The organism is Mesorhizobium sp. M4A.F.Ca.ET.050.02.1.1 (genome assembly GCF_003997725.1).
GTDB lineage: Bacteria > Pseudomonadota > Alphaproteobacteria > Rhizobiales > Rhizobiaceae > Mesorhizobium.
In genome coordinates, this window is the sequence record NZ_RZSG01000068.1 from 1 (window position 1) to 14,725 (window position 14,725).

Annotated in this window: 21 protein-coding genes and 1 pseudogene; 13 read left to right on the forward strand and 9 right to left on the reverse strand. The window is 64.4% G+C overall.

Annotation, left to right across the window (positions count from 1 at the left end):
• From pgk to EOA33_RS07965, 4 genes are all read left to right on the forward strand, one after another.
• Positions 1 to 764: phosphoglycerate kinase (gene pgk / locus EOA33_RS07950; protein WP_127405390.1), on the forward strand; the 764-nt coding region annotated here is incomplete at its 5' end.
• A 233-nt stretch (positions 765 to 997) separates the two neighbouring features.
• Positions 998 to 2,023: a class I fructose-bisphosphate aldolase gene (locus EOA33_RS07955; protein WP_126057969.1), complete on the forward strand. Its 1,026-nt coding sequence runs from the start codon at positions 998 to 1,000 to the stop codon at positions 2,021 to 2,023.
• Between the two features lie 158 nt (positions 2,024 to 2,181).
• Positions 2,182 to 2,922: a thioredoxin family protein gene (locus tag EOA33_RS07960; protein ID WP_126057968.1), complete on the forward strand. Its 741-nt coding sequence runs from the start codon at positions 2,182 to 2,184 to the stop codon at positions 2,920 to 2,922.
• 55 nt (positions 2,923 to 2,977) lie between these two features.
• Positions 2,978 to 3,706: an SGNH/GDSL hydrolase family protein gene (locus tag EOA33_RS07965; RefSeq protein ID WP_126057967.1), complete on the forward strand. Its 729-nt coding sequence runs from the start codon at positions 2,978 to 2,980 to the stop codon at positions 3,704 to 3,706.
• Positions 3,707 to 3,734: 28 nt separating this feature from the next.
• Here EOA33_RS07965 and EOA33_RS07970 read toward each other — a convergent pair whose 3' ends face one another.
• Positions 3,735 to 3,914, reverse strand: a complete 180-nt coding sequence (locus tag EOA33_RS07970) for a hypothetical protein (RefSeq protein ID WP_189347771.1) — start codon at positions 3,912 to 3,914, stop codon at positions 3,735 to 3,737.
• A gap of 182 nt (positions 3,915 to 4,096) precedes the next feature.
• Between EOA33_RS07970 and EOA33_RS07975 the strand changes: the two genes are divergently transcribed.
• The 3 genes from EOA33_RS07975 to EOA33_RS07985 all read left to right on the forward strand — a co-directional run bounded on the left by EOA33_RS07975 (position 4,097) and on the right by EOA33_RS07985 (position 5,682).
• The gene (locus tag EOA33_RS07975; protein ID WP_126057966.1) at positions 4,097 to 4,264 is read left to right on the forward strand and encodes a hypothetical protein; all 168 of its coding nucleotides are present in this window, start codon (positions 4,097 to 4,099) and stop codon (positions 4,262 to 4,264) included.
• A 214-nt stretch (positions 4,265 to 4,478) separates the two neighbouring features.
• Entirely contained in the window at positions 4,479 to 4,889 is a 411-nt protein-coding gene (locus tag EOA33_RS07980; protein WP_189347769.1) for a hypothetical protein, read from the forward strand.
• Between the two features lie 73 nt (positions 4,890 to 4,962).
• The gene (locus tag EOA33_RS07985; RefSeq protein WP_126057965.1) at positions 4,963 to 5,682 is read left to right on the forward strand and encodes a YafY family protein; all 720 of its coding nucleotides are present in this window, start codon (positions 4,963 to 4,965) and stop codon (positions 5,680 to 5,682) included.
• Between the two features lie 63 nt (positions 5,683 to 5,745).
• Here the strand turns inward: EOA33_RS07985 and EOA33_RS07990 are convergent, their stop codons facing one another.
• The 3 genes from EOA33_RS07990 to EOA33_RS08000 all read right to left on the reverse strand — a co-directional run bounded on the left by EOA33_RS07990 (position 5,746) and on the right by EOA33_RS08000 (position 8,245).
• A complete protein-coding gene (locus tag EOA33_RS07990; protein WP_126057964.1) occupies positions 5,746 to 6,441 on the reverse strand; it encodes a DUF1013 domain-containing protein in 696 nt (231 codons plus the stop codon).
• 274 nt (positions 6,442 to 6,715) lie between these two features.
• Positions 6,716 to 6,856, reverse strand: coding sequence for a DUF1127 domain-containing protein (locus EOA33_RS07995; protein ID WP_126057963.1), 141 nt, complete (start codon positions 6,854 to 6,856; stop codon positions 6,716 to 6,718).
• Positions 6,857 to 7,234: 378 nt separating this feature from the next.
• Complete coding sequence (locus EOA33_RS08000) at positions 7,235 to 8,245, reverse strand: NAD(P)H-quinone oxidoreductase (RefSeq protein WP_127405391.1); 1,011 nt, start codon at positions 8,243 to 8,245, stop codon at positions 7,235 to 7,237.
• A gap of 111 nt (positions 8,246 to 8,356) precedes the next feature.
• Here EOA33_RS08000 and EOA33_RS08005 point away from each other — a divergent pair, with 111 nt between their 5' ends.
• From EOA33_RS08005 to EOA33_RS08020, 4 genes are all read left to right on the forward strand, one after another.
• A complete protein-coding gene (locus EOA33_RS08005; protein ID WP_126057961.1) occupies positions 8,357 to 8,551 on the forward strand; it encodes a DUF1192 domain-containing protein in 195 nt (64 codons plus the stop codon).
• Between the two features lie 83 nt (positions 8,552 to 8,634).
• Positions 8,635 to 9,882 carry an MFS transporter gene (locus EOA33_RS08010; protein WP_127405392.1) on the forward strand — a complete coding sequence of 416 codons (1,248 nt, stop codon included), beginning with the start codon at positions 8,635 to 8,637 and terminating at the stop codon, positions 9,880 to 9,882.
• A gap of 31 nt (positions 9,883 to 9,913) precedes the next feature.
• Positions 9,914 to 10,189 (forward strand): metalloregulator ArsR/SmtB family transcription factor, encoded by a 276-nt coding sequence (locus tag EOA33_RS08015; RefSeq protein ID WP_126057959.1) that lies wholly within the window; start codon positions 9,914 to 9,916, stop codon positions 10,187 to 10,189.
• A gap of 81 nt (positions 10,190 to 10,270) precedes the next feature.
• Positions 10,271 to 10,660: a hypothetical protein gene (locus tag EOA33_RS08020; RefSeq protein WP_126057958.1), complete on the forward strand. Its 390-nt coding sequence runs from the start codon at positions 10,271 to 10,273 to the stop codon at positions 10,658 to 10,660.
• A 57-nt stretch (positions 10,661 to 10,717) separates the two neighbouring features.
• Here EOA33_RS08020 and EOA33_RS08025 read toward each other — a convergent pair whose 3' ends face one another.
• A complete protein-coding gene (locus tag EOA33_RS08025) occupies positions 10,718 to 11,374 on the reverse strand; it encodes a glutathione S-transferase family protein (protein WP_126057957.1) in 657 nt (218 codons plus the stop codon).
• A 78-nt stretch (positions 11,375 to 11,452) separates the two neighbouring features.
• Complete coding sequence (locus tag EOA33_RS08030; RefSeq protein ID WP_126057956.1) at positions 11,453 to 12,316, reverse strand: alpha/beta hydrolase; 864 nt, start codon at positions 12,314 to 12,316, stop codon at positions 11,453 to 11,455.
• A gap of 98 nt (positions 12,317 to 12,414) precedes the next feature.
• Between EOA33_RS08030 and EOA33_RS08035 the strand changes: the two genes are divergently transcribed.
• Positions 12,415 to 12,927 carry a helix-turn-helix domain-containing protein gene (locus tag EOA33_RS08035; RefSeq protein ID WP_126057955.1) on the forward strand — a complete coding sequence of 171 codons (513 nt, stop codon included), beginning with the start codon at positions 12,415 to 12,417 and terminating at the stop codon, positions 12,925 to 12,927.
• A 106-nt stretch (positions 12,928 to 13,033) separates the two neighbouring features.
• Positions 13,034 to 13,465 (forward strand): heme-binding protein, encoded by a 432-nt coding sequence (locus tag EOA33_RS08040; protein ID WP_126057954.1) that lies wholly within the window; start codon positions 13,034 to 13,036, stop codon positions 13,463 to 13,465.
• Positions 13,466 to 13,510: 45 nt separating this feature from the next.
• On the opposite strand, the gene EOA33_RS08045 is transcribed toward EOA33_RS08040, so the two are convergent.
• From EOA33_RS08045 to EOA33_RS08055, 3 genes and pseudogenes are all read right to left on the reverse strand, one after another.
• On the reverse strand, positions 13,511 to 13,912 hold the full coding sequence (locus EOA33_RS08045) for a hypothetical protein (RefSeq protein ID WP_126057953.1): 402 nt from the start codon (positions 13,910 to 13,912) through the stop codon (positions 13,511 to 13,513).
• A 274-nt stretch (positions 13,913 to 14,186) separates the two neighbouring features.
• Positions 14,187 to 14,369, reverse strand: coding sequence for a 50S ribosomal protein L32 (gene rpmF / locus EOA33_RS08050; protein ID WP_006203806.1), 183 nt, complete (start codon positions 14,367 to 14,369; stop codon positions 14,187 to 14,189).
• Positions 14,370 to 14,523: 154 nt separating this feature from the next.
• Positions 14,524 to 14,725 (reverse strand): annotated as a pseudogene (locus EOA33_RS08055) (transglycosylase domain-containing protein); the annotation flags it as partial.

Consider the following 14,725-nt stretch of genomic DNA (forward strand, 5'->3'; position numbering starts at 1 on the left):
ATGATGCCTTTTCCGCCGCGCACCGCGCCCACTCCTCGACCGAGGGCCTGGCGCATCTGTTGCCGGCCTTCGCCGGCCGCACCATGCAGGCCGAGCTCGACGCGCTGGAAAAGGGCCTTGGCAATCCTGTCCGTCCGGTCGTCGCCATCGTCGGCGGCGCCAAGGTCTCGACCAAGATCGACCTCCTGATGAACCTGGTGAAGAAGGTCGACGCGCTGGTCATCGGCGGCGGCATGGCCAACACCTTCCTTGCCGCGCGCGGCACCGCGGTCGGCAAGTCGCTCTGCGAGCATGACCTTGCCGCCACCGCCAAGCAGATCATGATCGAGGCGGCCGAGGCCGGCTGCGCCATCATCCTGCCGGCCGATGGCGTGGTGGCGAAAGAGTTCAAGGCTGGCGCCGCCAGCGAGACCGTCGCCATATCGGAGGTGCCGGCCGACGGCATGATCCTCGACGTCGGCGAAAAGACCGTGAAGGCCGTCGCCGACTGGATCGACCGCGCCGCCACGCTGGTCTGGAACGGCCCGCTCGGCGCCTTTGAGATCGAGCCTTTCGATCGCGCCACGGTGGCGGCGGCAAAGCACGCCGCCCAGCGCACCAAGGCCGGCAAGCTGGTCTCGGTGGCCGGCGGCGGCGATACGGTGGCCGCGCTCAACCATGCCGGCGTCGCCGACGACTTCACCTATGTCTCGACCGCTGGTGGCGCCTTCCTGGAATGGATGGAAGGCAAGCCGCTGCCCGGCGTCGAGGTGCTGAAGCGCTGAAGCAATTCCAGGAAAATCGGGCTGCGGTTTTTCCGCCCGTGAAAACGGAGCATTCTTGCAGCCAAGCGGTGACGCCTGGGTTGCACGAATGCGACCAGCCCAATCGACTCGATCAACACTCGGCGAGCCGGCCCGGCGGCGCGACATTCGTTCGATTTCGCGCTTTCCGGCATCATTCCTTTGGCGGTAGAGTTCCGTGAACCGCGGAAAACCGCTGTCAGGAGGAAGCAACAATGAGCGAACGTCTCGAAGACATTGCCGCCGCGATCGTGGCCGACGGCAAGGGCCTGTTGGCCGCCGATGAAAGCTCCGGCACCATCAAGAAGCGCTTCGACGTCATCGGCGTCGAATCGACGGCCGACAGCCGTCGCGACTATCGCGAGATGATGTTCCGCGCCGGGGACGCGATGACGCGCTACATTTCCGGCGTCATCCTCTATGACGAGACCATCCGCCAGAAGGCTGCCGACGGCACGCCGCTGGTCGACATCATCAAGGCGTCCGGCGCCATCCCCGGCATCAAGGTCGATGCCGGCGCCAAACCGCTGGCCGGCTTTCCCGGCGACACCATCACCGAGGGCCTCGACGGCCTGCGCGAACGCCTGGCGGATTACTACAAGCTCGGCGCCCGCTTCGCCAAATGGCGCGCGGTGATCGATATTGACGTCGCCAAGGGTGTGCCGTCGGCGACCTCGATCGGCTCGAACGCGCATGCGCTCGCGCGCTACGCCGCGCTCTGCCAGGAGGCCGGCATCGTGCCGATCGTCGAGCCGGAAGTGCTGATGGACGGCGCCCACGGCATCGACACCTGCTACGAGGTCAGCAAGGCGACGCTGCTCAAGCTCTACAGCGAGCTCTATGCCGCGCGCGTCGTGCTCGAAGGCACCATCCTGAAGCCCAACATGGTCATATCGGGCAAGAAATCGGGCAAGCTGGACAGTCCCGAGATCGTGGCCGAAAAGACAATAAAGCTGTTTCGCGAGACGGTGCCGGCGGCGGTTGCGGGCATTGCCTTCCTCTCCGGCGGCCAATCGGACGAGGAGGCGACCGCCAACCTCAACGCCATCAACGCCATCGGCCAGCATCCGTGGAAGCTCACCTTCTCCTATGGCCGTGCCTTGCAGGCAGCCGCGCAGAAAGCTTGGAGTGGCAAGGCGTCGAACATAGCCGCCGGGCAGGCGGCCTTTATCCATCGCGCCCACATGAACCATCTGGCGGCGCTCGGCAAATGGCAGCCGGCGCTGGAAAGGGCCGCCTGACACGTTTCTTCAGACGCGACGAAAAACCCGGGCTACGCGCCCGGGTTTTGTTTTCGCGGCCGGGCATCCCCACTTCTGGGACTGCGTCGAAAGCGCGCCGGCCATGTCGGATCGCCCCGATGTCGAACGTCCTTGGCAGGAGAGGACAGGAGATAGTCATGCATCGCAATGCCATCGTTTCGCGGGAAGACTGGTTCGAGGCGCACAGAAAGCACCTCGAGCGCGAGAAGGAACTGACTCGGTTTCGTGATTGCGTCGCCGCCGAACGGCGCGAATTGCCCTGGCTGAAGATCCGCAAGGACTACGTCTTTGAGAGCGAGCAAGGCCCGAAACGGCTGGCTGGGCTCTTTGGTGAAAACAGCCAGCTGATCGTCTATCACTTCATGCTGGCGCCCGGTTCGAACCATCGCTGCGAGGGCTGCTCCTTCCTCGCCGACCACATAGACGGCGCCAATCTGCATCTCCAGCATCATGACGTGTCGCTGGTCGTGGTGTCGCGCGCGCCGCTGGCCGAGCTGTTGCCCTACAAGCAGCGCATGGGCTGGCGGTTCGACTGGGTGTCGTCCTATGCGTCCGACTTCAACTTCGACATGCAGGTTTCCTTCACCGACAAGCAGATCGCGGCCGGCGACACCACCTACAATTTCGAAAGGCGCGCCCGCACCTCCAAGGACCTGCCCGGTTCCAGCGTGTTCTACAGGGACGAGGCCGGCGATATCTTCCTCACCTTCACGTCGCGCGCTCGCGGCGGCGATCAGCTGATCGGCGCCTATCACTATCTCGACATGACGCCGAAGGGCCGCAACGAGACCGGCCCCTATGGTGGCCTGATGGACTGGGTGCGGCTGCATGACGAGTACGGGGACGTATCCGAGCCGCCGTCGGCGTGTTGCGACTGAACCGGCGCGGCAAGATCGTTCACCCGCACAACAATATGCGCTAAGGGCATGAGCCATGCAGCGCCTGCTCGCCTTCCTCACCTGGCTCGCCTTTCCCGTCTATGTCTGGCAGGGGCTCGGCGTGCGCCGTCGCACCAGCCGCATGCTGCCGGCGCGGGGTCCGGTCATGCATGAGATGCAGGGCAAGGCGCCGGCGATCACGCTGCTGGTGCTGGGTGATTCCTCCGCCGCCTCGGTCGGCATTGGCCATTCCGAGAACGGACTTGCGGCGCAGCTCGCCATCCTGATTTCCGAACGGACCGGCAGTGCGGTGCGCTGGCGGGCGGCCGGCTTCAATTCGGCGACTTCCGGCCAGGTGCGCGACCATGTCCTGCCCAATTTGTCGGCCGATCCGTGGACGCATATCGTGCTCGCCATCGGCACCAACGACACCAAGAACTTCCACTCGGTGCCACGCTTCAAGAAGGAGTTCGGCGGCCTGCTTTACGCGCTGCGCGCCAAATGGCCGGAGGCGCGCGTGGTGTGGTCGCCGGTGCTGGAGTTCACGCGGGCGCCGGCGATGCCATCCTTGCTTGGCAGGATTCTCGAGATCAGGGCCACCGAGATGAACCGGATGGGCAAGCGCCTCTGCCTGGAGCGCGGCGCGGTTCCTGCGTCGCGGCTGCCGATCCTCGATCCGCAGGCCGGCTTTGCCGTCGACGGATTCCACGCCTCGGAAGCCGGCTACCGCGCCTGGGCGGAGCATCTGCTAGCCCCTGTTCTGGGCGAGCAGCCCTTGGCGTAGCGGCGCCCGATGGGGTGGCGCTTCGGCTCTAGCCCCAGTGCCCCAGCACAGCGGTGATCGAGATCGCCGCCATGGCAAGCAGCGCCAGCTTCCAGAAATCGCTGCGCCGCCTCAGCCCCGGCCAGCCGAGCGGCTTGATCAGCTGGATGAGCATGATGCCAATGACAACGAGCGCCAGGAGCTTCGACATGCCGCCTTTGAGCAGCATCGAAGCCTGCTGTCAAAGCCGGCGTCGCACTTCCGGACCCAAACAGAACCGCGCAAGACGGCCGTTTCCCGGGGTGCCGGCCGGGCTGACCGCAATCTTCTTCGCAGACCTGCCACCCTCCTGACAGACTGCTGTCAGCAGGGGTGTGCGATAGTGTTCTCATCGAAAAGAGGAGACCAGCCATGACCAGCTTCACGGTACTGCGCAGCATCGAGCACTATGTCGGCAAGATCCGCACGATGCGCAACGAGATCCGCACCCAGCGTTTCATGAACAGCTTGCCCGCGGACATCCGCAAGGACATTGGCTGGCCGGATATGTACGGCAACGGCCGCCACCTCGACCATTGAACGATTTTTGCAGGCCGCGCTTGGATGCGGACACTGCCGCGCCCAGATGTAGAAGCGACGGAGCGGAAATACTTCGGGCAATCGAGCGTGAGAAAGTTGATGGTTCGAGCAGGATGTAGGCACCCTATCGTCAGCAGACGTGCTGAACCCTCCTGACAGTATGCTGTCAGGAGGGTCGTGTCATGGTGTGGCAGGAGTAGAGAGTGAACTTCGCATGGTGAAGAGCTGGAACGACAGGCTGAACACGCCGGGCGTCAATGGTATCAAGCCGTCGCCGCGGAGCTTCGCCGACGTCGTCGAAGGCCAGCCGATGCTGGTGCCGACGGCGCGCCAGGTCGATGATTTCATCCGCTCGATCCCCGAAGGCGTCGAGATGGACGTCCGCGCGCTGCGCACCGCGCTGGCCATCGAGAACGGGGCTGAAGTGACATGCCCGGTCGCCATTGGCTATCATCTGCGCACTGTTGCCGAGGCCGCCGGCGAGGATCTCGAGCACGGCATGGCGCTGAGCGAGATCGCGCCGTTCTGGCGGGTGCTGGACGCCAGGACGCCGACAACGAGGAAACTGTCCTTCGGCACGGAGTTCGTCGCCGTGCAGCGCAAGCGCGAAGGGCTGAAGCCATAGTGCATGTCGCCCAAAAGTGGGAACCGGTTTTGGGAACCACGACATGATAGGAACAACATCGAGGAACCATACGATGCGTCGTGCCGACAGGCTCTTCCAGATCGTGCAGCATTTGCGCGGCGGCCGTCTGGTCACTGCCCAGAAGCTGGGTACGTGGCTCGAGGTTTCCGAGCGCACGATCTATCGCGACATCGCCGACCTGCAGTCGACCGGCGTGCCAATCGACGGCGAGGCGGGCGTCGGCTACATGATGAGGGAGGGTTTCGACCTTCCGCCGCTGATGTTCACGCGTGACGAGATCGTGGCGCTGGTCGCCGGCGCCCGCATGGTGCGCGCCTTTGGCGGCGCCGCAATGGCGCGGGCCGCCGACGAGGCGCTGGTCAAGATCGGCGCCGTGCTGCCCGATACCGAGAAGGACCGCATCGCCCGCACCGAGATCCACACGCCGATGTGGGTGGTGAGCGATGCCGCGCGCGAGGCGATCGACCTGATCGAGCGCGCGATCGAGAAACGCCAGGTCCTGACCATTGACTATTCGGACGAGGCCGGGCGCGGCACGGCGCGCGACATCCGGCCGCTCGGCCTGTGGTTCTGGGGCAAGGTGTGGACGCTGGTCGCCTGGTGCGAGATGCGCGACGATTTCCGCGCCTTCCGCATCGACCGCATTGCCTCGGTGGTGATCGCCGGCCGCGTCTACAAACCGGAGCGCGGCAAGCAGCTCGCCGATTTCTACCGCGCGGTGGAGCGCAGCGAGGACTATGGCATGACGCCGGACCGGGCGGCGCGCAACTGAAGGCTCGAAGGCCAATAAAAAAGCCCGCTCGAAGCGGGCTTTTTTGTTGGCATGCCGAGAATTCTACTCCTCGTCGTCCGTGTCCTTGTCCTTCGACTTCAGCGCCGAGAGCTTGGCGAAGACGGCGTTGGCGTCGAGCTCGGCGTCCTCGTCCTTCGGCTTTTCCGGCGCCGGGACCAGCCGTTCCGTCAACGCCGCCGGCAGCAGCGTGTCGCCGACCGGCTGCGCCTGCTCGCGGCCGCGCGAGGCGCGGTTGACTTCCATGTCGAGGTCGATCTGCGAGGCGAGACCCAGCGTCACCGGATCCATCGGCTGCAGATTGGCCGAATTCCAGTGCTTGCGCTCGCGGATCTGCTCGATCGTCGACTTGGTGGTGCCTACAAGACGGGCAATCTGCGCGTCCTTCAGTTCGGGATGGTTGCGCACCAGCCAGAGGATGGCATTCGGCCGGTCCTGACGCTTCGACAGCGGCGTGTAGCGCGGGCCCTTGCGCTTGGATTCCGGCACCCTGACCTTTGGGTCGGACAGCTTCAGTCGATGGTTCGGGTCCTTCTCGGCGCGCGCGATCTCGTCGCGGGTCAGCTGGCCGGTCATGATCGGGTCCATGCCCTTGATGCCTTGCGCCGATTCGCCGTCGGCGATCGCCTTGACCTCAAGCGGATGCAGCCCGCAGAACTGGGCGATCTGCTCGAAGGAGAGCGCGGTGTTGTCGACCAGCCAGACGGCGGTCGCCTTGGGCATCAGCAGCGTATTGGCCATTTCCAAAAATCCTTCTCGTTCGCCCGCGTTCCCGCGCGGGCGGTGGTTTTAGAGCCACCAAAATGGGAAATTCGCGGCCTGTATAACCGCTCCGTCACCATTTCGCAATGTTTTTGGAGAGCCCTGGAGGAGAGGCCGGGCACGGCCGCGGCCCAAGAAAGACAAAACCCGCCGGACTGGGTCCAGCGGGTTCGGAACCGGAGACGAGCAAGCGTCTTCGACGGCTCTGGCTTCGCAACGCTGCCCCGGCCTCACGGCCGGGGCGCGCTTGAGATCAAAGAGCCTGGCGGGCGATACGCTCGATGTCGGCGCGGTTGATGCCGAGGTCGTGAAGCTGACGGGCGTTGAGCTTGTTCAGCTCGCGCACGGTCTCGTTGTACATGCGCCAGTTACGGAAAGCGCGGATCGGGTTCATGGCGGGTCTCCAGTCGTTGGTTGATTTGTTCGATGCCGTGTAAATAGGCACCGCCGCCTAAGAATTGAACGGACGCTTTTGCATGGCGGCAATGCGTTTTGTGCATTGCAGCATTAAGCTCTTGTTCAGCTTTTCCGCAGGCGATTTACACACCAGGGCGCGTCGAGATTCAGGTCAGGCCGAGGCGGAGTCGAAGACGGGCGCGGGGCGACCAAAACGGTGGTTTCCGAGAACCGGAGCGGAGCGTACTTCCGCATGTCCCGGAGAAGTGGTCCCGGTTTTCCGACAAGGACATGCGGCAGCAAGGAAACTACGTGAGCACCGGAAGCGCAGGAAAGCGCCGTTTGCAGGCCGGCCTCACCTGAATATCGATGCATCCTAGCCGACGTCGAGCACGATCTTGCCGATATGCTCCCCATCCTCCATCCGCTCATGCGCCCGCCAGGCTTCGCTGAGCGGCAGGATCGTGTCCATCACCGGCGCTATCTTGCGGCTGCCGAGCAACGGCCAGACCTGCGCCTCCAGCGCCACGGCGATCGCCGCCTTGAATTCGACCGTGCGCGGCCTCAGCGTCGAGCCGGTATGGGTGAGCCGCTTGACCATGAGCCTGGAGAAATCGACACTCGCCGCCGCCCCGCCCTGCACGGCGATCTGGACGATGCGGCCTTCCACCGCCGCGGCCTCGTAATTGCGTGTCACATAGTCTCCGGCGATCATGTCGAGGATCACATTGGCGCCCTTGCCACCAGTCGCGTCCTTGACCGCGGCGACGAAGTCCTCCTCGCGGTAATTAATCGCCCGGTCGGCGCCGAGCTTCAGGCAGGCGTCGCATTTTTCCCTGCTGCCGGCGGTGGTGATGACGTAGGCGCCGAAGGCCGACGCCAACTGGATCGCCGTGGTGCCGATGCCCGACGAACCGCCATGCACCAGCAGCGTTTCGCCGCACTTCAAGCCGCCGCGCTCGAACACATTGTGCCAGACAGTGAAATAGGTTTCCGGCACCGCCGCCGCTTCGGTGTGGGTGAAGCCGGCCGGCAGCGGCAGCACGCTGCCGGCGTGCACCTTGACATATTCGGCGTATCCGCCGCCGGGGGTGAGCGCGCAGACCCGGTCGCCGATGCGCCAGCGCGATATCTCGTCGCCAAGTGCCGCGACTTCGCCCGAGACCTCGAGCCCCGGCAGATCGGAGGCGCCGGGCGGCGGCGGATAGGCGCCCTTGCGCTGCAGCACATCCGGCCGGTTTACGCCGGCGGCACGCACCCGGATCAGGACCTCGCCTGGCCCCGGCAGGGGCACATCGCGCGTTTCCGGCTTCAGCACCCGCGGCCCGCCTGGCTCCGAGATCGCGATCGCCATCATCTTCGCCGGAATCTTCTGTGCGCTCGCCATGAATTGTCCCGTCCTCGTCTGGCCTCTTTGGCTGGCCGTTTGCATCAGCACCCGTGCCCTATGTATGCTCATTGTCGAATCCGGCAAATGGCATATCAGGGAGGAGCGACGATGGCGATCTTCGACGACGAACCCGTTAAGAAGGCGCGCCCGCATGAGATCGGGCAGGATCTGGCCCTGCTTTCGGCCGACGAACTGTCCGAGCGGATCGGCATGCTGCGCGACGAGATCGCCCGGCTGGAAGCCGAGTTGAAGGCCAAGGGAGCGACCAAATCAGCGGCCGAGGCGCTGTTCCGCCGCGGCTAGCGTTGAAAGCGGCAGTGTTCGCCGCCGAAAAGCCCGAATGCGCCTGTCAGACCAGCGCCACGAACCTCCAGCCGGATCAGCCAATGTTTGCGACCTACCGACCGATCCTCTCGCTGCTTCGCGGCACGGCCTTCCTGCTCGCGGCGTCCGGCCTGCACGGGCTGCTGCTGCCGTTGCGAGGCCAATTGGAGGGCTTTTCCACGGCATCGCTGGGCTTGATGGGCACCGCCTGGGCCGGCGGCTTCGTCACCGGCTGCTTCTTTGCGCCGCGCCTGGTTCGCCGCGCCGGCCATGTCAGGGCCTTCGGCGCCTTTGCCGCGTCGGGCGCCATCGTCGCTTTGCTCACCGGCCTTATCATCGATGAATATGTCTGGATCCTGCTGCGCGCCTTCACCGGCTTCACCATGGCTGGCGCCTTCATGGTCATCGAAAGCTGGCTGAACGAGAAGGCCACCAACGAGAACCGCGGCACCGTCTTCGGCCTCTACATGATGGTCACCTATGCATCGATCATGGGCGGCCAGATGATCGTCGCCGGCGGCGACGTGAAGTCGGCTTCGCTGTTCATGATCACCGGCATCCTGTTCTGCCTGTCGCTGATCCCGACCGCCGTCTCGACGCAGTCGCATCCGAAGCCGCTGCAGGACGTGAAGCTCGACGTGAAGGGGCTCTACGCCAATTCGCCGGCGTCGGCGATTGCCTGCCTGTTGATCGGCATTGCCAACGGCGCCTGGGGCACGCTCGGCGCCGTCTATGGCGCCCGCATCGGCATCTCAACGGCCGAGATCGCGCTGATGATGAGCCTGGTGGTGGTGGCGGGAGCGGCCATGCAGCTTCCGGCGGGACGCCTCTCGGACAAGACCGACCGCCGTTTCGTGCTGGCGGGTGCGGCCTTTGGCGCAGCCTTGTTTGCCATTTTCGTCTTCCTGTTCGAGCCGCGCTCCGGCGTCTTCGTCATCGTCTTGACCGCCGCCTACGGCGCTTTCGCCTACACGCTCTATTCGATCGCAGTGGCGCATGCCAACGACCACGCGCGGGCGGAGGATTTCGTCAAGGTTTCGGGCGGTCTTCTGCTGCTCTACGGCTTCGGCACCATGATCGGGCCCCTGCTCGCCGCCGGCCTGATGGGCTGGCTGCGCCCCGAGGGCCTGTTCCTGGCCACCGCGCTCGCCCATCTTTGCCTGGCGGGCTACACCCTGCTGCGCATCAGCCGCCGCGCCCCGGTGCCGATCGAAAACCGCGACGCCTTCAAGACCCAGCCGGCCGACCGTTCGGTGACGCCGGAAGCCTTGCGGCTCGATCCGCGCAGAAAGGCTGAAACCAATGGTTGAGATTTGGGAAACTTTGCCTCTAAAATGACGCATGATGTTTTCTGATGCCTTTGTGGCGATTGCCGATCCCAACCGGCGCTATCTTCTCGAAGAGCTCCGGCGCGGCCCGAAGACCGTCAACGAACTGGCGGCCGGACTGCCAGTTTCACGCCCAGCCGTCTCGCAGCACCTGAAGGTTCTGCTCGAGGCCGGCCTGGTCAACGCCAAGGCGGAAGGCACGCGGCGGGTCTACACGGTCAGCAGTGCCGGCTTCCTGCGGTTGAACATCTGGCTCGACCAGTTCTGGGAAGCATTGCCCGGCGAGTGACCTCTGGGCGGCATGACCGGTCCGGCACTTGCTTGATGCGATTCCGTTCTGCGCTTTTTCTGGCTGTGGAGGAGGAAACCCATGCGACGCGAAGCGGTTCTTGGCGCTCTGACGGCAATCAATCTGGTTCTGCTCGCTGGCATGGGGCTGACGCAGATCCTGCCGGCGAAGGCGCAGGACAGCCCAGGCATTCTGCGCGGAAGCGGGCTTCAGATTGTCGATAGTCAGGGCCGGGTGCGCTCCAGCATCTCCGTGCTCCCGGCGAAGGCCGGCGAGGCCGAAACCGTGCTGTTCCGCCTCATCGCGGAGAATGGCCAGCCCTCGGTCAAGATCAGCGCCACGACCGCCAGCGCCGGTCTGAGTTTCGTCGGCGGCGACGACGCAAGCTACATTTTGCTCGAGGCGGATGGTCCCGAAACTCGGCTCGAGATGGTGGAACCGGAGGGCCGCAAGAAGGTGATCGAGCCATAGGAGCGATGCAAGGCCAGGTGAGAAGGACCGCTCGCCTCCGATCGCGAAGCACTGATGTCAGCCGTCGTTGTAGGGGAAGAACTTGAAGTAGGGCTGGGCTTCCTCGATCACGCGGGCGAAGGACGGTCGTTGGAGCAGGCGATCGTGATAACGCCTAACCGCGGGGAACCTGTCGCCGAACGGCTCGACCTTGTTGGCGTAGAACAGCGCCGGAGCCGCCGCGCAGTCGGCCATGGTGAAGGTTTCGCCAACCGCCCAAATCCTCGACTGCATCTCGGTTTCGATGATGGCGTAGGAGGCGCGCAACTGCGCCCGCGCCTGCTCGACACCGAACGGGTCGGTCTGGCCCTGCGGCCGCAGCCGGTCGCCGACGATCTTCTGCATCGGCTCCTGCACATAGAAATCGTAGAAGCGGTCGGCGGTCCGAACCTGGCGGGCGAGGTCGGCATCGGCCGGGATCAGCGCGGTCGGGCCAGGATAGTGGACGGCCAGATACTCGATCACGATGGTTGATTCCGGCACCGTCTGTCCGCGCGCCTCGTCGCGCAGCACCGGCATCTTGCCCGCCGGCGACAGTCTCAGGAACGCCGCGCGCGACTGCTCGTTGCCGAGATCGACAATGACGACATCGAAAGGCGTGCCGTTCTCGTAGAGCGCGATCAGCGGCTTCCAGCAGAACGATGCCAGCGGGTGGAGGTGCATGGTCAGAGACATTGCTTGCTCGCTTGTGGCCGCCGGTCCGGGCGGAAGGGGGCTTCTGGTCTTGATAATGGCGCATCCGGTGAGGCGCTGTCACGCCGGGGATGGATCGGCCCGCGCCCGCGCTGCCCGGTCATGCGCCACGATGGCGGCGATCATGACGGCCCAGTCGTCCGGATGCAGTTCGTGGCCGCCGCCCTCGATACGCACCAACTTCGCACCGGCAACCGCCTCGGCGAGCGCTGCGCCATGCTCGACCGGAAAGATCGGATCCGTCGTGCCGTGGATGACGAGCAGCGCAATCCGCATCGCCCGAAGGCGGTCCTTCCAGTCTCCGCCGTTCTTGAGCAGGAAGTGGTTGGTCGCGCTGAGCAGGCCTCCCGACCGGTCATAGTCCCGCTCGACGAACGCCCTTGTCCGCTTCTCGTCGAACGGATGCGCGGTGCTTGCGATGACGCGGGCTTCGCTGACGATGAAGTCGATCACCTGCTCGCGATCCGACCAATCGACCTTCTCACCTGCCGCCGCGTGCTCTTTGTAGCTCTCGGACATTCCCGGCAGATGCGAGGTGTCGATGCCGACAGGCGACGTGCTGATCACGGTCAGCGCCGTGAGGCGCGACGGGTGTTTCAGCGCCACCAGCTGCGCGATCATGCCGCCCATCGACATGCCGACCACATGCGCCCTCACGACCTCATGATCGTCGAGCACGCGGATGGCATCGTCGGCCATGTCATCGAATGTGTAGGGCGGCTCGCCAGGCGCGTATTTGCTCGAGTGGCCGGTGTCGCGATTGTCGTAGCGGATTACGAACAGACCCTCGCCGGCCAGCTTCCGGCAGAACGCTTCTGGCCACCACAGCATCGACGCCATGGCGCCCATGATCAGCAGAACGGCCGGATCGCCGGGACTGCCAAAAGTTTCGGAAACGATCCGGGGCTGCTCTTTCGTCTTCATGGTCGCTTCCTTCTCTGTCAATCCGATTGCATTTTGCAATCAGTTGCACGATAATCAGACTGATACGATAATGCAACCGGTTTTTCTGGAGACTTTGCATGAACACCGATCACCGCTCCGGCTGCCCGATCAATCTGTCGCTCGAAGTGTTCGGCGATCGCTGGAGCCTGATCATCCTGCGCGACATGATCTTCGGCGGCCGGCGTCATTTTCGCGAAATGCTCAACGGATCGATCGAGGGCATCGCGTCCAACATCCTTGCCGACCGGCTGAAGCGGCTGATGGAGCTGGGCATGCTGACAAAGGCCGACGATCCTTCCCACAAGCAGAAGGCAATCTACAGCCTGACCGAGATGGCCATCACCCTGGTGCCGATCATGGCGCATCTCGGCGCCTGGGGCCGTGTCTGGCTGCCGGTCAGCGAGGAGCTCTCGATCCGCGCTGAGCTTCTGGAAAACGGCGGCCCACCCTTATGGGAGCGCTTCATGGACGAATTGCGCCATGAACACCTCGGCGCGCCGATCGACCATGAGGGGCCAACCGTTCGGGCGACCCTGCAGGCCGGCTACGAGGTGGTGGTCGCCCGCAAGGCTGAGGCTGCCGCCGGCTAGACAGGGCGCGGCGTTTCGCCACTTCCCGAAAATCAGTTTCAACCGCGGCCGGGATTGTATCTTGCGTCTCGTCGACGATGATCGCGGCCTTCAACAGGAGACTGCCATGACCGCGCTGACGCTCGAGAAAGCCAAGCAAATCATCGACGCCGCCTTCGCCAGGGGTGCCGAGCTGAAGCTCAGGCCGCTCGGCGTGTCGGTGCTCGATGCCGGCGCCCATCTGGTCGCCTTCCAGCGCCAGGACGGCGCATCGTTCCTGCGTCCGCAAATGTCGGCCGGCAAGGCCTATAGCGCGCTCGCCATCGGCATGGGCTCGCGCCGCGTCGAAGCCTTCGCCAAGGAACGGCCGCATCTGATCGCCGGCATCTCCGACGTCTCCGGCGGTCGTGTCCTGCCTGTCGTCGGCGGCGTGCTGATCCGCGATCATGTCGGCGCCGTCATCGGCGCGGTCGGCATCTCCGGCGACACGTCGGACAATGACGAGGCCGCCGCGATCGCCGGCATCGAAGCCGCCGGCTTCACTGCCGATCCGGGCTGAGCCCGGATCATTTGCAGACCGGTCTCACCTGAATATCGGCACATCCTAGTTCAGGTTGATATCCCGGCTTGCCGACCGCATCGACACCGAGAAGCCGGCGAGCACGTCGAACAGCGCGATGACCATCAGGGTGAAGAAGACCGAATGCGCTGCGCCCTTCACCAGCAGGAACTCGACCAGGAAGGCGATGAAGACCAGTGTCGACAACAGATGGTCGAGGATCGAGGCGTTGGTGGTGCGCACCGATTTTGAGATCTCGACGAACAGGAAGATCAGGCCGATCAGCACCATCAGGTCGCCGAGCGTCATCGAGAAAACGCCACCGGACATCATGCGGAACGAGAACATCTCGTTGGCCCAGGGATCGTCGCCGCTGCCGAATATCCCGAGCAGCCCGAGATTGTAGAGCACGAAGGGCACGATCAGCAGGGGGATGGCACCGAACATCTGGCGTCTCCGATTGAGCTTCCTTCAGTTGCAGCCCGCCGGCCTTCCTCGTCAAGAAGTTTCATGCGTCGCCGCTAACACGCTCGAAGACCGCGCGAAACAAGCATGTTAGCGGGGGTTCCTCCCGCGCCTGTCAGGCCACAAAGACCGGCGCGCAGGGTCCGTCGGCGGAGTCGGTATCGGACCGCGACGCTGGAGCGATTGGCGAGGCCAAACGCAAAAAGACCGGCCCAATGGCCGGTCTTTTTGGAAGTCGCAAACCGCCGGAAGCTTCTCAGCTTTCCTTCGGCTCCAGAACCTGGCGGCCGCGATACATGCCGGTCTTCAGGTCGATATGGTGCGGGCGGCGCATTTCGCCGGAATTCTTGTCCTCGACATAGGTCGGGGCCTTGAGGGCGTCGGCCGAGCGGCGCATGCCGCGCTTCGACGGAGAGGTTTTTCGTTTCGGAACGGCCATGGATATGCTCCACTACATGGTCAAAATGCCCCGGCAACCCTCGTGAAAGGGCCGCGTCTGGGGCCATAATCTGAGAAAGTCGGGTGCCTATACACGCCTTGCGCCGTTTTGGCCAGCACCGCGGCAAATTTTTTTGAGCCGGCGCTGGTTCGTCCTAATCAAGGCAACCCACATAGGCTCCCGACCTACCGGCGCGCCGCTCGATCAGTGCCGCCAGGCGTCGCAAGCCCGGCCCCGGTTTTGCCGGATTGCGGGCGATCGGATTGGGCAGCGTGACGGCGAGCAGCGCCGCCTGCCGGCGCGACAATTTGTTTGCCGAGACGCCGAATGGGGCCCGGGCATCTACGGCATCGAGG

What these genes read in the sequence shown, in the direction of transcription:
- EOA33_RS08000 (WP_127405391.1), bottom strand. Translation starts at nt 8,245, where the DNA reads ATGGCGAGCGCACAGAAGATTCCGGCGAAGATGATGGCGATCGCGATC.
- EOA33_RS07955 (WP_126057969.1), top strand. Translation starts at nt 998, where the DNA reads ATGAGCGAACGTCTCGAAGACATTGCCGCCGCGATCGTGGCCGACGGC.
- EOA33_RS07985 (WP_126057965.1), top strand. Translation starts at nt 4,963, where the DNA reads ATGCGTCGTGCCGACAGGCTCTTCCAGATCGTGCAGCATTTGCGCGGC.
- EOA33_RS07965 (WP_126057967.1), top strand. Translation starts at nt 2,978, where the DNA reads ATGCAGCGCCTGCTCGCCTTCCTCACCTGGCTCGCCTTTCCCGTCTAT.
- EOA33_RS08005 (WP_126057961.1), top strand. Translation starts at nt 8,357, where the DNA reads ATGGCGATCTTCGACGACGAACCCGTTAAGAAGGCGCGCCCGCATGAG.
- EOA33_RS08040 (WP_126057954.1), top strand. Translation starts at nt 13,034, where the DNA reads ATGACCGCGCTGACGCTCGAGAAAGCCAAGCAAATCATCGACGCCGCC.
- EOA33_RS07970 (WP_189347771.1), bottom strand. Translation starts at nt 3,914, where the DNA reads ATGCTGCTCAAAGGCGGCATGTCGAAGCTCCTGGCGCTCGTTGTCATT.
- EOA33_RS08045 (WP_126057953.1), bottom strand. Translation starts at nt 13,912, where the DNA reads ATGTTCGGTGCCATCCCCCTGCTGATCGTGCCCTTCGTGCTCTACAAT.
- rpmF (WP_006203806.1), bottom strand. Translation starts at nt 14,369, where the DNA reads ATGGCCGTTCCGAAACGAAAAACCTCTCCGTCGAAGCGCGGCATGCGC.
- EOA33_RS08010 (WP_127405392.1), top strand. Translation starts at nt 8,635, where the DNA reads ATGTTTGCGACCTACCGACCGATCCTCTCGCTGCTTCGCGGCACGGCC.
- EOA33_RS08015 (WP_126057959.1), top strand. Translation starts at nt 9,914, where the DNA reads ATGATGTTTTCTGATGCCTTTGTGGCGATTGCCGATCCCAACCGGCGC.
- EOA33_RS08020 (WP_126057958.1), top strand. Translation starts at nt 10,271, where the DNA reads ATGCGACGCGAAGCGGTTCTTGGCGCTCTGACGGCAATCAATCTGGTT.
- EOA33_RS07975 (WP_126057966.1), top strand. Translation starts at nt 4,097, where the DNA reads ATGACCAGCTTCACGGTACTGCGCAGCATCGAGCACTATGTCGGCAAG.
- EOA33_RS08025 (WP_126057957.1), bottom strand. Translation starts at nt 11,374, where the DNA reads ATGTCTCTGACCATGCACCTCCACCCGCTGGCATCGTTCTGCTGGAAG.
- EOA33_RS07980 (WP_189347769.1), top strand. Translation starts at nt 4,479, where the DNA reads ATGGTGAAGAGCTGGAACGACAGGCTGAACACGCCGGGCGTCAATGGT.
- EOA33_RS08030 (WP_126057956.1), bottom strand. Translation starts at nt 12,316, where the DNA reads ATGAAGACGAAAGAGCAGCCCCGGATCGTTTCCGAAACTTTTGGCAGT.
- EOA33_RS07960 (WP_126057968.1), top strand. Translation starts at nt 2,182, where the DNA reads ATGCATCGCAATGCCATCGTTTCGCGGGAAGACTGGTTCGAGGCGCAC.
- EOA33_RS08035 (WP_126057955.1), top strand. Translation starts at nt 12,415, where the DNA reads ATGAACACCGATCACCGCTCCGGCTGCCCGATCAATCTGTCGCTCGAA.
- EOA33_RS07990 (WP_126057964.1), bottom strand. Translation starts at nt 6,441, where the DNA reads ATGGCCAATACGCTGCTGATGCCCAAGGCGACCGCCGTCTGGCTGGTC.
- EOA33_RS07995 (WP_126057963.1), bottom strand. Translation starts at nt 6,856, where the DNA reads ATGAACCCGATCCGCGCTTTCCGTAACTGGCGCATGTACAACGAGACC.